A 14,866-nucleotide genomic window follows, 5' to 3' on the forward strand; every position below is an offset into this window, starting at 1 on the left:
CGGCTTGGCGGCGGGCGTTCAGTTCGCCGCGTCCGCGAGTTCCTTGTCCTTGACGACGAGGAAGGTGGTGATCGCCCCGGCCGCCGCGAGCACGGCCAGCGCGATGAACGACACGTGCAGGCTGGAGGTGAGGCTGTGGGCCACGGCGTCGAGCGCCTCGGGCCGCCGCGCCGGGGAGACCGCGGCCAGCGCGGCGTCCACCCGGCCCTGCGTCGCCTCACCGGCGAGGCGCGGCGCCTGCGCGGCGAACTGCGGTGCGGTGTCGGTCAGTTCGCCACGCGTGTAGGACGACAGGAATCCTCCGGCCGCGGCGACGGCCACGGTCTCACCCGCGATCCGCATGGTGTTGAAGATGCCGGAGGCCATGCCCGCGCGTTCCACGGGTACGACGCTGACGGCGGCGTTGTCCATCGCCCCGAACGCCGAGCCGACGCCGAGCCCGAAGACCAGCAGCGGCGCGACCACGGCTGTCCAGGACTGCCCCGGCTCCAGGACGACCATCCACAGCGAGCCGACGGCGATCAGCACCGAACTGGCCGTCAGCAGCACGCGCGGCGTGACCCGGTCCGCGACCAGCCGCCCGATCAGCAGCGGCAGTACGAAGATCGGCAGCATCAGCGGCATCAGCAGCAGTCCGGACTCGGTGCTGGAGTAGCCGCCGACACCCTTGAAGTACGGCGGCAGGAAGTTCAGCAGCACCACGAAACCGAAGGTGATGGTGAACGGCTGGCAGACCACCACCACGAAGGTGGCGTTGCGGAACAGCGACAGGTCGAACATGGGCCGCTCCACGCGCTGTTCGATCACCACGAACGCGGCCATGAACAGGGCGAAGCCGACGAGTGAGCCGATGGTCGCCGGGTGTGCCCAGCCGCGCTCGCCGCCCTCGACGAAGCCGAGCGCGAGCAGGAAGAGGCTGCCGCTGAAGGTGGCGAGTCCGGGCCAGTCGACCCGGGTGGCGTTCGGGTCCCGCGACTCCTTGATACGCGGCATCAGGGCCAGCGCGACGGCGCCGACCAGGACGTTCAGCCAGAACACCCCGCGCCATCCGGCCAGGCTGACGCAGGCCCCGCCGAGCACCGGCCCGAGCGCGAGACCGGCGCCGAAGGAGGTGCCGAGGACGCCGAAGGCCTGGGTGCGCCGGCGCCCGGTGAAGGAGGCGGCCAGGATCGCGGCGCCGCTGGTGAGCACACCGGCCGCGCCGATGCCCTGCAGGGCGCGCGCGATGTCCAGCACCAGGATGTCGGTGGACACCGCGGCGACCGCCGACATGGCCATGAAGACGACGGTGCCGATCGCCAGGATGCGGCGCCGGCCGAACTGGTCGGCGAGGGTGCCGGCCGCGAGCATGCACGCCGCGAACGTCACACCGTACGCGTTCTGCACCCACTGGCCGCCGGCCACCGTGGAGTCGAGGTCGATCGTGAGGTCGGGCATGGCCACCGCGGGGGCGGTGATGGCCAGCGGGAGCAGCACGCTGGCCAGGGCGACCGCGATCATCACGCTGAGCGAGCCCGCGTCCTCCCGGTGCTCCGGCACTGTCGTCCGGGTCTCGGTCTGGGTGGTCATGACCCCTCTTTCTTCCGCTGTTCGCGACCGGTTTTCTCGTCTGTCCTCATCCGGGGACCTACTGTAAGATCTCGAAGAACAGTAAGACATCTGATGGTTGTCGTCAATGAGCGTCCAGTGAGATGGAGGAGCCCCGTGCCGAGCACCGCGCGACCAGCGCAGAAAGAGACCCCGGCGGACTCGTACGACGTACTGATCGTCGGAGCCGGGCCGACCGGCATGATGGCGGCCTGCGAACTGCTGCGGCGCGGGGTGCGGGTGCGCGTCATCGACCGCGCCCCCGATCCCTCGCCCTTCCCCAAGGCGCTGCTGGTCTGGCCACGCAGCATCGACCTCTTCGAAGACCTCGGCGTGCTGTCCGAACTGCGCGGCACCGGCGTCCAGATCAACGCGTTCAGCTACTTCTCCGAGCGGCGCAGGCTGGCCGGCTTCGACTTCCCGCAGTCGCTCAGCCCGCTGTGCCTGCCGCAGAACGAGACCGAGCGCATCCTGCGCACCCGGCTGCGCGAACTGGGCGGCAAGGTCGAGCGGGGGGTGCGGCTGCTCGCCTTCGACGGCATGGACTTCTCCGGGCGCATCGACGGAGTCGACGGGGTGACCGCTGTCCTGGAGCACGGCGACGGACGCGTCGAACGGACCCGGGCGGCCTTCGTGATCGGCACCGACGGGGCGGGCAGCGCGGTCCGCGGCCAGCTGGGCAGCGGCTTCTCCGGCAGCACCTACGAGAGCGCGTTCGCCCTGGTCGACACCGAGATCAAGGGGTTCCTGCCGCCGGACCAGGCCCTGTACTACCAGTCGGCCGCGGGCGCGCTGGTCGTGGTGGCCCTGCCCGGCGGCATCTTCCGGTTCTTCTCCAGCCTGGCCCCGGGGGAGAAGGTCAGCGTCGAGAGGATGCAGAAGATCGTCGACGAGCGCGGTCCGCGCGGAGTCACCCTCACCAACCCGGTGTGGGAGTCGGAGTTCCGCATCCACGCCCGGCACGCCGACGAGTTCCAGCTCGGCCGGGTCTTCATAGCCGGGGACGCCGCGCACGTGCACAGCCCCGCGGGCGGCCAGGGTCTCAACACGGGCATGCAGGACGCCCACAACCTGGCCTGGAAAATCGCCGCCGTCCTGCACGGCAGGGCTCCCTCCAGCCTGTTGCTCACCTACGGGCCCGAACGGGCCGCCGTCGCCCGGCGCGTGGTCCGCGACACCGACATCCAGACCCGCGGCTGGATGGTGAGCCGCCCGCTCGCCGTCAAGGCCCGCGACGCCGCCTTCCGGACCGCCGAACGCACCGGCCTGTTCCGCCTGTACGCCCCCGTCATGGCGGGCCGCCGCCTCGCCTATCCGGCCACCCGGGAGACGCAGCTGCCGGGCGGTCGCCCGGCCTGCCGGATGCGCTCCCGGCTGCCCGGCGGACTGGGCGTCGGCGCCGTCTTCCCCCGCGAACTGGCCATCCCGGCCGGCTTCGCCGGTCCCCGCGACGAGCCGCCCGGCTGGACCCTCGTCGTGGTCTGCCGGGGCGGGGCGGCCGCCTGGCGCGAGCAGGTGCGCGGCGTCACCACGGCGTGGCCCGAGGTGCGGAACGTGAGCCTGTCCGCCGGATCCGCCCGCACGCAGACGGGCTGCCGGCAGCAGGGGTACTACCTCGTACGGCCCGACGGCCACATCGCCGCCCACGGCCACGAGGGCGACCTGGACCGCCTGCGCGCCGAACTGACCGAGTGGCTGGGCCCGGTGAGCGCCTCCGTATGACACGCGAGACACGAAGAGGGGGTGCGACCTGTGGGTCGCACCCCCTCTTCGCGGTCCGGTCCCGGGTCAGGCCGCGGTCGGCGCCGCCCCCGCGACGGCACCCAGCGAGAGCTCGCCCGTGGTCAACAGATCGAGCAACTGGGCGAGTTCACGGTCCGCGGGGGTGGCCGTACGGAAGACGAAGTGCCGCAGACCGGCCTGCTCCGGTCCGCCGAAGAACCGGAAGAAGCCGATGTCGGCGGCGTGCGGGGCGAAGCTCTCGTAGAGGAACACCGAACCGCCGTCCGCGACCAGCTCCCGCCCGGCTGCGATCAGATCCCCCGCGGCGGCCTCGTACAGGACGTCGAAGGAGTCGCTGACGTCGTCGAGCCCGAACACCACGCGGGCCGCACCCAGCCGCTCGACCAGCTCGGCGTGCGCCCGGTCCTGCACCACGGCCGTCACCCGGGCACCCAGCGCGGCGGCCAGCTCCACCAGCAGCCGGCCGATGCCCTGGCCGGCACCGGTCACCAGTACCGCGCGGCCGGACAGCCGACCCGCGCCGCGCACCAGCCGCAGCGCCGTCAGCACCGCCACGCGCAGCGCCGCCGCCTGCTCGAAGCTGACGTGGTCGGGAAGGACGACCGCGTATTCGGACGGCAGAGCCATGCACGAGGACCACTGCCTGCCCGTCGCCACCCCCACGATCCGGTCACCCGGCAGCGGGCTGAACCCCTCGGGGGCACCCCGGAGCACCACCCCGGCCACGTCCCACCCCGGCAGCCAGCCCTCCGGGAGGGGTTCCGCCCTGATCATCTCGTCGGCCTCGGGGGCCACCGCGCGCACCGCGACGAGAATCTCGTCCTCGGCCTGTGCGGTGACCGCGTCCTGTCGGGAAGTGAGCTGCTCGGACATGGCAATTCCTCTCGTACCTACGGTTGTTTCCTCAGGTGACTCGGCCGGGCCCGGGGACGGCGCGCCCGGATTCAGAACTCCTCGGACACCAGGACGGCGGCGTCGGCGTCCAGGTCGTCCACCGCGACCACCTCGAACAGATCCGGCTGCTCGATGACGCAGGCCGCGAGCGCGAGATGGCTCTCCAGCACCCGGAACCTGATCCAGGCGTGGGTGTGGTGGTCGTCGGGCACCCCGGGAGCCAGCCGGACCCTCAGCTGGACCCGCTGCTCCCCGCTCACCGCCACCTGCGCGGCGCCGACCTCGTCGACGGCGGTGGCCAGTGCGACCAGTTCACCGGCGGAGACGGCACGGCCGTGGAAGCGGAAGAAGGGCGACGCGGTGCCGATCACCCGGATCGCCGGGCCGGGCAGCCCGCAGGTGCAGCGGGCGAACTCGCCGCGGTCCTGGGTCTGGTACCGGATCAGCGGCGGGTTCCTGGCCAGGTCGAGCGTGGTCACCCGCAGCCGCCCGTCGGCGATCTCCACATGCTGGTACGGCAGCGGGTGGTACACGTCCGCCAGGCACTGCGGCCCGCGATGACCGGTCACCCACGCGCTCGGCGACCCGTACAGACGCCAGACCTCGGTGTACGGGAAACACTCGGCGATCCGCGCGTCGGCGGTGGTGTCGTGGGCCGCCCCGCCCAGCAGCAGGGTGCGCAGCCAGGGCACCGGCCGGCCCGCCGCCGCAGCGCCCAGCAGACGGCCGAGCGTCTCGGGCGGCGCCGCCACCGCGGTGACGTGGTGCCGGGCGAAGAAGTCCAGCCAGTCGTCGTGCGCGCCGTCCGGCAGCCGGCCGAAGGCGAGCGTGGTGGCGCCCGACTCGGCCGCGAACCGGTTGTAGAAGTAGTGGTCGGGCCGGAGCTTGCCCGGCGGATGCAGATTGGCGAGGACGTCCGCCGGACCGAGCGGGTTCCACGCCCGGCGGATCTGCGGGGCGAACATCCCCTCGGGCAGCAGCGTCAGCGCGGGCGTGCCGAGCGTCCCGCCGCCGGCCCACAGCTGGGCGGACCCGGTCCGCTGCCCCAGGCTCAGAACCTCCTTCGTGGCACGGGCCAACTCCGGCTGGGTCAGGACCGGAAGATCGGCCGGCGCCGACACGTCCTCGTCGGCGAGGTGCGGCGCGTACTTGGCGGCCAAGGAGGGGATGCGCGCCGCGCGCCGCACCAGCTCGGGCAGCACGGACAGCGCATCGGTCTCCCGCCCCGGTGTGTCCGGTGCGTGCGATAACAGCGGAGCCATTGAGCTCACCTCTTCCAGCGCGTTCAGGGAAGCACGCTAGTACTCCAGTATCTTCTTAGTCCAGAGTACGACTTTAAATCACAGGCCAAGAATAGCCCCCGGACTGGTCCTTCAGCACATACTTGTTCTCCAGTTTATTTTTAGACTAGGATCGCCGACACGTTGACCCAGACCTCAGAGGGGGGCTCATTCGTATGGGTGCAGGACTCGGGGAGGGCACGTCGATCGCCGTCGTGGGAATGGGGTGCAGGTTCCCGCAGGCCGAGAGCGTCGACGAGTACTGGTCCAACCTGGTGAGGAACGTCGACTCGGTGACACCGGTGCCGCCCGAGCGCTTCGACATCACGCCCCACTACGCGCGTACGCCGAAGACGCCGGGGCGCACGGCGTCACGGCACGGCGGCTTCCTTCCGGACGCCTTCTCCTTCGACACCGCCTTCTTCGGCATCTCGCCCGCCGAGGGCGCCGGCATCGACCCCCAGCACCGGCTTCTGCTGCTGGTGGTGCGCGAGGCGCTCGACGCCGCGGGCATCCCGGCGCCAGACCTCGCCGGCAGCAACTCGGGCGTCTTCATCGGCCAGGCCACGGCCGACTACGCGCACGGCGCCGAGCTGGACACACACTCCCTGCGGGACGCGACCGGCAGCCACTTCCGCGCCATGGCCGCGGGCCGCATCTCCTACGACCTCGACCTGCGCGGCCCGAGCATGACGGTCGACACCGCGTGCTCCTCGTCGCTGGTGACCGTCCACATGGCCCGGCAGAGCCTGCTGACCGGGGAGACGGACCTGGCCATCGCGGGCGGCGTCAACATCATCCTGTCACCGCAGGACGCCATCGCCTTCTCCTCCGCCGACATGCTCTCGCCGGACGGCCGCTGCGCGTTCGGCGACCTCTCCGCCAACGGATTCGTACGCAGCGACGGCGTGGGCGTCGTCGTCCTCAAACGGCTGCGTGACGCCCTGGAGGCCGGCGACCCCGTCCTCGCGTTACTGCCCGGCAGTTCCGTCACCAACGACGGCCGCGCCAGCGGCTCCCTGATCAAACCCTCGGTCGCGGGCCAGACGGCGATGATCCGCGAGGCCTGGCAGGCCGCCGGTGTCCACCCCGACCAGCTGGACTACGTCGAGGCCCACGGCACCGGCACCCCGGTCGGCGACGGAATCGAACTGCGGGCCCTGGCCGAGATGGTGCGCGGTCGGCGCCCCACCCGAGGCCGGCTGAAGGTCGGCTCGGTGAAGTCCAACATCGGCCATGCCGAAGCGGCGGCCGGCATCGCCGGTCTCATCAAGGCCGTCCTCATCGCCCGGCACAACCTCGTCCCGGCGTCCCTGCACCTGACCAACCCACAGCCGCTGCTCGCCGACGACAACAGCCCCCTCCAAGTGGTCACCCGCAACGAGGAACTGGACCCCGGCGAGCAGGGCGCCCTGATCGGCGTCAGCTCCTTCGGGCTGTCGGGCACCAACGCACACGTGGTGGTCGCCGCGGCCCCCGCCCAGCCCGCCGAGCCCTCCCACGCCCACACCGAACTCCCCGAGGGACGCCCGGCCCACCTGCTCGTCCTCAGCGCGCACAGCCCCGCGGCGCTGCGCCGGCTCGCCGCCGCCTACGCGGACTTCCTCACCCCGGACGGCCCCGGCCACGACCTCCCGCTGTGGGACATCTGCGCCACCGCGGCCCAGAAGAGACAGGCTCACCCCTACCGCCTGTGGGCCACCGCAGCCGGCCACGACGAACTGGCCGAGGCCCTGCGCGCACTCGCCGAAGACCGGCCGACCGGCAAGGGCGGGCTGGGCGAGGCCGGGTTCGACGGCCCCCGCCGTACGGTCTTCGTCTTCCCCGGCCAGGGCTCGCAGTGGTCCGGCATGGGACAGTCGCTCAAGGCCGCGATACCCGCCTACGCCCGCGAACTGGCCGCGTGCGACGCGCTTGTCCGCGAGGAGACCGGCTGGTCCGTCGAGGAGGTGCTCGCCTCCACCACCGGCCCGTTCCCCGACCAGGTCGCCACCGTGCAGCCCGTGCTGTGGGCGGCCGAGGTGGCCCTGGCGGCGGCATGGCGCGACATGGGTGTCGACCCCGACGTATGCGTGGGCCACAGCATGGGCGAGACGGCGGCGGCGGCCGTGGCGGGCGCCCTCACCCCCGCCGACGCGGCCGCTGTGATCTGCCGCCGCAGCGCCCTGATGCAACGAGTCGCGGGACAGGGCGCGATGATGGCCGTCGAACTCTCCGCCGAGCAGGCCGAGGACCTCGCCGCCGAGGAGGGCGGCGACGTGTGCGTGGCCGCGCAGAACGCGCCCGCTTCCACCGTCCTGGCCGGCGGAACGGACGCGCTGCGGCGCATCGGACGGCGCCTGGAGCGCGAAGGCGTCTTCCACCGGCTGGTGCGCGTCAACGTCGCCTCGCACTCCCCGTACATGGACCCGCTGCGCGAGGATCTCCTTCAGCGGCTGTCCGGCCTGCGGCCGAAGCAGGGCACGGTCGCGATGCACTCCAGCCTCCTGGGCACCTTCCTCGAAGGGCCCGAACTCGACGCCCGCTACTGGATGGACAACCTGCGCGAGCCCGTGCGCTTCGCCGACAGCGTCCGCCACCTCGCCAAGGAGACCGACAACGTCTTCGTGGAGATCAGCCCGCACCCCATCCTGCTGAGCGCGGTCACCGACACCCTCGACGACGCGGGCAGCCCGCCGGCCGTCGTCGCCTCCACCGAACGCGGCCGCCCCGACGAGGCCCTGGCCCTCGCCCAATCCCTGGGCGCCTACTTCACCCTCGGCGGCACCGTCGACTGGCGGACCTGGTTCCGCGGCCCGGCCCGCCAGGTCCCGCTGCCCGGCTACCCGTGGGAGCGCGAACCGCTGCGCCGCGACGTCCCCACGGCCCCGCCCGCCGCACGGCACACCACCGTGGACCTCGCCCCCGACCTGAGCGGGGCGACGGTCCGGCTGCACGGGCTGACACCGCTGCCACCGGCGGTCCACCTGGCCGCGCTGCGCGAGGCGCTCCGCCCGGCCGCCGCCGCGTCCGCCACCGTGACCATCGAGGACATCCGCCTCGGCGACGAACTCGTCGAGATACCCGCGGACGGCCGCCTGACCCTGCGCGTCAACGCCGAGGACCGGCCGGGCGCGCGGCCCGCCGAGGTCCGCGCCCTGAACGCTGCTCCGGACCGGCCCGGCACCCTCTGCCTGACCGCGACCGTGACCACCACGGCCGCGCAGACCGCCCCGTCGGCCCGTGCACAGCTCGACGCGGCGCTCGACCGCTGCCGCACCCACCGGACGCCCCGGGAATTCTTCACCCAGCTGTCCCGGCGCGGATACGAGCCGAGCCCGGCGATGCGCGCCGTACGCCACCTCTGGCGCCGCGACGGCGAGTCCGTCGCCCTGCTGCACCGCCCGGACGTCCCCGAACAGGTCGCCTGGGAGGCGGCGCTGCTGCCGCTGCTCGCCGCCCTGCCCGCCTCGCTGTCGGCCGAACAGGCCTACCGGGTCACGGACTTCGAGCGGGTACGGTTCCACGGCGACCTCACCGAGGAGTTCTGGCTGCACACCACCCTGCGCGTCCAGGAGGCCGGCGAGCGGCTGCGCGCCGACGCCACTCTCATCGACCAGCAGGGGCGCACACTCGCCGAGTTCCACGGAGTCCGGCTCCACCGCCTAGGCACGGGCCCCACCCTCGGCTCGTACCTCCGCACGGCCCTGGCGTTACCGCGGCAGGCGGCCACCCGGATCGGGGAGACGGTGTGCTTCCCGCGGATACCGCTGCCGCCGCTGATACCCAAGCGGCTCCTCGGCAAGCTGCGCGACGCCGTTGAGCCGCTGGACGACCGGCAGGCACCCGCACCCGCCGTACCCGGCCACGCCACCCCCACGGACGACACCGCCGACGTCCTCGCCCGGAGGTTCGTCGAGATCGTGGCCGAACTGCTGGGCGTGCAGGCCGAACGCGTCGACGTACGCAGACGGCTGAGCGCCTACGGATTCGACTCCCTCACGGCTGTGCAACTGCGCGGCCGGGTCCGAAGCGAACTGGGCTGCGACATCCCGCTGTCCCGGCTGCTCGGAGGGGACACGGTCAAGACTCTCGCCGGATCCCTGGGAGGCGCCCCCGTAAGCTGCTGACCTGCGGGGGTCGGCAGGAACGGATTACTCCACATCTGTTCCGCCGGCCCCCTCAAGACTGGTAAAAGTGAACTACCACTCATTCATGGATCGTGATACACGTGTAGTGGAGTGCCGGCAGCTATCGGTCTGTCTTTGCCCAGCCAGGATGACAGGGGCTGGGCCCTGGCCCACGACGTCGAACGCCGATGACACCAGGGCTCAGGACCGGCATGCACGGCATTGGGGCGACAGGAGTAACACATGGGCGACACACCACTCACCACCGAGGCACCCCCCGTGCAGGGACGGCGCGAACGCAACAAACTGCGCGTGCGCAACCGCATCTACGACGCGGCGGTCGAACTGTTCACGCGTCAGGGGTACGACCAGACCACCGTCGACGAGATCACCGAAGCCGCGGACGTGGCACGCGGCACCTTCTTCAACCACTTCCAGCGCAAGGAAGACCTCATCGCGGAGTGGAGCGAGAAACGCCGCGAACAACTGCGCGACGGCCTGACCGCCGAAGGGCTCACCGCAGAGGGCGGCGAGAGCACCCGGCTCTCCCTGCTGCACTGCATGAGCCTCCTCGCGCAGATAAGCCTCCGCGACAGCGCCCAGACCCGGGCCATGCTCGCCGCCTGGGTCAGGGCCGGCTTCCCGCTGTACGAGCAGCCCTACGTCAGCCAGATGTTCGCCCGGTTCGTGGAGGAGGGCCAAAAGCGCGGCGAGGTCCCCGACACCGTGGACGCCCGCCTGGTCGGCTACGTCCTGCGCGACCTCTACCTCGGCACCCTCTACCGCTGGACCCGCCCCGAGGCCGAGATCGACCTGAAAGCCGAACTCCACGCAGCCTGCCGGACCGTCCTGGACGGCGTCCTGTCGCAGTAGCACTAGAAGAGCCGGGCCCCAAGGGATGAGGACCCTTGGGGCCCGGCTCTGCTCCGGTCGGGCGGGACGCGGCTCAGGCAGGCGTGGCCGGCCCCTCACCGGCGCCGGTGGTCTCGATCGCACGGGTGATCTCGTCGAAGTCGGCCGAGGTCAGCTCCAGCGCCGGGGCGGCGATCCAACCGTCCACCTGCTCGGGGCTGCGAGCGCCGACGATCGCCCCGGTGATGCCGGGCCAGGCCAGCGTCCAGGCGACGGCGACGGCGCCGGTCGAGACGCCGTGCCGCTCGGCCACCGGGGCGAGGGCGGCGGCGAGGGCGAGGTTGGCGTCCAGGCCGGTGGTGAAGTCGGGGTGGGTCTTGCGCCAGTCGTCGTCCGGCAGGGAGGCCGCGCGCTCCTTGGAGAACGCTCCGGTCAGCAGACCCGACTGCTGCGGCGAGTACACGATGACACCGGTGCCCGCCGCCTCCGCCTGCGCGATCAGCTCGGCGGACGCGCGGTTGATCGCCGAGAAGGGCGGCTGGACGACGTCCACATGGGCGATCCGCTCGGCGGCGGCGACCTGCTCGGGGGAGTGGTTGGACAGACCGATGGCGCGGACCTTGCCCTCGGCCTTCAGGTCGGCCATGACCTGCCAGTACTCCTCCAGCGGCGTGGCACCGGTGCCGGCGGCCTGACTCTGCGGGTCGTTGTAGTCGAGGGCCTCACCGCCGGTGTCGGGCCAGTGCACCTGGTACAGGTCGATGCTCTCCACGTTCAGCCGGCGCAGAGACCCCTCGACCTCCCGGCGAACACTCTCGGGCCTCATGGAGTTACGCGGCGGCGCGGCCGGGTCGTCGTCGTCCCAGACCAGGCCACACTTGGTGAACACATAAGGCCGGTCGGCCTCGGGGAAGCCGGCAACAGCCTTGGCGACGACCTCCTCGGAGTGCCCCAGACCATAGACGGCAGCGGTGTCGATCCAGTTGACGCCGGCCTCGATCGCACGCCGGATAGCGGCAACCGACGCATCGTCATCCTGAGACCCCCAGGCGTAATGCCAGCCCCCGCCCCCGATGGCCCAGGCCCCGAAGCCGGCGCGGCTGATGCTCATTGCACTCGTGCCGAGCTGCTTGGCAGGCAGTGTCATAGAACTTGCAACCCTCTACTAGGAGATAACCCTTCGACTCCGACTCTATATAAGACCTCTTACACCCGCAAGCCCCCCACAGCCCGACCGCCCTCCGGCAACTACCGCCCACTCACCTGCTGGCACACCCGGAGCTCGGTATGGCTTGTGTCAGTGAGTAATTGGAGGATTTGCGCCAGGTCAGGAGGCCGAAATTTGCAGGTGAGTGGGTTTGCGTGTGGCCCAAGTCATCCGGTTGTCGCTGTAGTGGCTGGAGATGGTATTGAGTGCCTGGGGGCTGTTTCTCCTGGGTTTGCTCCGTATCCGGGGCAGCTGCCCGCTTTCGCGTGCGGGTGGAGGGTGGAATACGCGCTCACGCCCGAAGTGACCGTCGAGCCGAAGGCTGTGATGAACAGGCCGCCGGCGGTGGAGGCCGGGCGCTCCTTTTCCTGACCCGCACCTCAAACACATCAACCACCCCGGGCTTGTCTGCGACAGCCTCGCCCTGGCTGGCCTCCTGCCGCGCACTTTGCGGTCTACGTGGTTGCTCACTTTTGCTGACGAACTCGGCGTCTCAGATAACCACTGCCGTTGGGGTACTGGCGGGGGAACGCTTCGGCGGTTCACCGGCAGCTGGTGGTCCGTGCCCGGGCCGCAGCGGGAGAGCCGGCCACGCCGGTGCCTGGCGGTGCGCCGATGGAAGCAGTGCCCTTGCTGGATCCGGTGCCGTCGCTGTCGACGTTCCTGCGCGCGGTGCGGCGTGATCTGACCGCGAGCGAACGCACGGGCCTGGCCCGGGGCCGGAGGCGGCCCGTGCTCATGACGTGTTCGGTAAACGGCCCCGTCTGTGGCGGAACCACACCTGGGAGGCCGATCATGTCCAGGCGCCGCTCCTGGTCGACGCTGACGGGGATGTGGTGCGCCCCTGGGTGACGTGGTTCATCGACGTTGCCTCGAAGGCCATCACGGGTACCGCGGTCACACCCGGCCATCCGTCCAGAGCCTCGATCCTGGCCGCCCTGCGCGCCGCCGTGCTGCGCACCGGACCGTACGGACCGGCGGGTGGTGTCTTGGAAGTGGTGGGCATCGACCGCGGTATGGGTTTCCTGTCCTGGATGGTGCTGGGTGTGTTCGGGGTTCTTGGTGCTGAGGTCGATGGCCTGCCTGCTTACAGCCCGCATCTGAAGGGCATGGTGGAGAGCGTCAACTGCTCGGCCGGCCGCGTGCTTTTCGCTGCCTGCCTGGTTACACGGTCACGCCCTCGCCCTGGCGCGGTAAGGAGGAGTTCGCCGACTGTGATACGCCCTCGCCTCTGTCCTTCACGGAGTTCATCGCCGAGGTCCTGGCCTGGACGATGTGGTGGAACAGCGGGTATCGCCCTGGCGGTCTGGCTGGCCAGACCCCCATCGAGGCATGGCAGGTGGATCCCACACCGCTCTCCGACATTTCTGAGGCCGCTCTGTGGGCTGTGATGCTGGAGGACGATGGCCGGCCGCGGAAGCTGACCGGCCACGGGGTGCGCTGGCGCGGCCGCAACTACATCGGCGCGTGGATGGCCGGCCAGACCGGCCGTAGTCCGTATCCGTTAGCCCCATTACGACCACGGGATCGAGGTCTTCGCCTCTGCCGGGCGCTACCTCGGATCCGCCCACCTTGCCGATGCCGCCACCCCCGAGCAATTCGATGCCGTGCGGCGTACCCGTACGGCCCGGGCCCGTCGGCTGCGCGAGGAAGCCAAGAAGGCTCAGGCTCTGTGCCGGCAGCGTTTCGCCTCTGCCATCACTCCCACGGCCCCGCAGCGTCGGCACGAGCGGACCGCCGCGACCACCCGCAGGCGGGCGGCCCGAGGGGTCACCTCCGTCTGGGCGCGGTGACGGCAGCGGAAGCCGACCAGGAGCTCGAAGCCGCGGCCCACAGCGACATGGCCACCCTCGCTCTGTCTGACCTGATCCTGCCCGCGCCGCCGCCCGAGGAGTGGAACACCTCCGCTGCCGCCACGGGAGAGTGACCACTACATCCAGCTTTCCGAGGCCGCAGTCGTGACGACTCGCGCGTTTCTTGCCGCGCGGGAGAACATCGCCGACACGGTCGAGGCCAGGGCGATGATGTGGCTCCACGTTCCGGCGGGTGTCGGCAAGATCCTCGCCGTCAACGTCTGCTTGCGTGAGCTCGAGCGCACCCGGGGCGAGGAGGTCTGCCGGATCACTTTCCGTGCCCGCCCCACCGCCCGCGCGGTGCGCCACGAACTCTTCGCCACTCTCGGTCTGCCAGGCGAACCCCCGCGTCACCCATCCGAGTTCGACCGGCTGCTTCTGGACTCCCTCGCAAGCCAGCCACGTACGCTTGTCGTGGACGAAGCACAGTGGCTCAATCGAGAGACGTTCGAGTACTTCCGGTTCGCCTGGGATAACCCGTACACCCAGATCGCGATCATCTTCGCCGGTGGTGAAGGCGCGCACAGTGTGTTGCGGAAGGAGCCGATGCTCTCCTCCCGCATCTTCATCTGGCAGCACGTCACCAAGCTCAGTCTGGAGGAGGTTCAGCAGGTCATCCCGCTCTACCATCCGATCTGGGCGAGAACCGATCCTGCGGACATCGCCTTCGCCGACCGCCACGCGGCGCACGGCAACTTCCGCAACTGGGCCCGGCTCACCGCCCACACTATGACCGCGCTTGAACGAACAGGCCGAGACCACCCGGACCAGGAAGTGCTCCGCTGGGTTTTCAGCAGGCTGGGCAGCTGAAGACCCCCGGCAAACGAGCAGCTCGCCGGTTGCTCGGGTGCTGTGCAGGTTCATTGGCCGGCGAGAGTGATGGCGCAGGAGCGGCAGTGAAGCAGTGATCCAGAATGGATCCGAGTCTTATTTTGAAGCACGCATCCGAGTGTTCAACCCGGAACCCACAGTACCGGACAGGCGCACCCCGGCCTCCTCTCCGAAGCTGCTTCTGACTCATCGTCACCTTCCCCCGCAGGCCGACCCTAGAGACTGCGTGCTGGCGCACGGGCCGGAGGCCCGTTTGCCGCGCGTAGCGCGGTCGAGGCTGGAGCGCAGCGGAAGCCTCCGGCTGGACAAAGTCCAGCACCGGACTGCAACGCAGGCCGGCTCACTCCCGGAGCGCAGCGGAGGGAGTGTCAGTTCGCCTGCGCAGCAGGCGAACTGTGCGGTGAGCGCAGCGAACCGCCAGCTGCTCCCGCGAAGCGGGAGCGCAACTCGGGCGCGCAGCGCCCGAGTTCGCTTGCATCGCGCGCAGCGCGATGGGACCCGCTCCGCGGG

Annotated in this window: 9 protein-coding genes; 5 read left to right on the forward strand and 4 right to left on the reverse strand. The window is 70.9% G+C overall.

Features of this window, described 5'->3' with window-relative positions:
• Nucleotides 1-18: 18 nt before the first annotated feature.
• Nucleotides 19-1,569, reverse strand: coding sequence for an MFS transporter (locus ACZ7L0_RS42345; RefSeq protein ID WP_471247942.1), 1,551 nt, complete (start codon nt 1,567-1,569; stop codon nt 19-21).
• A 135-nt stretch (nt 1,570-1,704) separates the two neighbouring features.
• On the opposite strand from ACZ7L0_RS42345, the gene ACZ7L0_RS42350 reads away from it, so the two are divergent.
• Nucleotides 1,705-3,309, forward strand: coding sequence for an FAD-dependent monooxygenase (locus tag ACZ7L0_RS42350; RefSeq protein ID WP_471247943.1), 1,605 nt, complete (start codon nt 1,705-1,707; stop codon nt 3,307-3,309).
• A gap of 66 nt (nt 3,310-3,375) precedes the next feature.
• Here ACZ7L0_RS42350 and ACZ7L0_RS42355 read toward each other — a convergent pair whose 3' ends face one another.
• Together ACZ7L0_RS42355 and ACZ7L0_RS42360 are read right to left on the reverse strand one after the other, a co-directional pair.
• Nucleotides 3,376-4,203 carry an MDR/zinc-dependent alcohol dehydrogenase-like family protein gene (locus tag ACZ7L0_RS42355; RefSeq protein ID WP_471247944.1) on the reverse strand — a complete coding sequence of 276 codons (828 nt, stop codon included), beginning with the start codon at nt 4,201-4,203 and terminating at the stop codon, nt 3,376-3,378.
• Between the two features lie 71 nt (nt 4,204-4,274).
• Entirely contained in the window at nt 4,275-5,486 is a 1,212-nt protein-coding gene (locus ACZ7L0_RS42360) for a hypothetical protein (protein ID WP_471247945.1), read from the reverse strand.
• A gap of 194 nt (nt 5,487-5,680) precedes the next feature.
• Here ACZ7L0_RS42360 and ACZ7L0_RS42365 point away from each other — a divergent pair, with 194 nt between their 5' ends.
• On the forward strand, nt 5,681-9,613 hold the full coding sequence (locus ACZ7L0_RS42365; RefSeq protein WP_471247946.1) for a type I polyketide synthase: 3,933 nt from the start codon (nt 5,681-5,683) through the stop codon (nt 9,611-9,613).
• Between the two features lie 243 nt (nt 9,614-9,856).
• Nucleotides 9,857-10,486 (forward strand): TetR/AcrR family transcriptional regulator, encoded by a 630-nt coding sequence (locus ACZ7L0_RS42370; RefSeq protein ID WP_471247947.1) that lies wholly within the window; start codon nt 9,857-9,859, stop codon nt 10,484-10,486.
• Between the two features lie 73 nt (nt 10,487-10,559).
• On the opposite strand, the gene ACZ7L0_RS42375 is transcribed toward ACZ7L0_RS42370, so the two are convergent.
• Nucleotides 10,560-11,576, reverse strand: a complete 1,017-nt coding sequence (locus ACZ7L0_RS42375) for an aldo/keto reductase (RefSeq protein ID WP_471247948.1) — start codon at nt 11,574-11,576, stop codon at nt 10,560-10,562.
• Nucleotides 11,577-13,461: 1,885 nt separating this feature from the next.
• On the opposite strand from ACZ7L0_RS42375, the gene ACZ7L0_RS42380 reads away from it, so the two are divergent.
• Nucleotides 13,462-13,599: a hypothetical protein gene (locus ACZ7L0_RS42380; RefSeq protein WP_471247949.1), complete on the forward strand. Its 138-nt coding sequence runs from the start codon at nt 13,462-13,464 to the stop codon at nt 13,597-13,599.
• Between the two features lie 31 nt (nt 13,600-13,630).
• A complete protein-coding gene (locus ACZ7L0_RS42385) occupies nt 13,631-14,335 on the forward strand; it encodes an AAA family ATPase (protein WP_471247950.1) in 705 nt (234 codons plus the stop codon).
• Nucleotides 14,336-14,866: the final 531 nt, after the last annotated feature.

It is taken from the genome of Streptomyces sp. NPDC039424 (genome assembly GCF_055639495.1).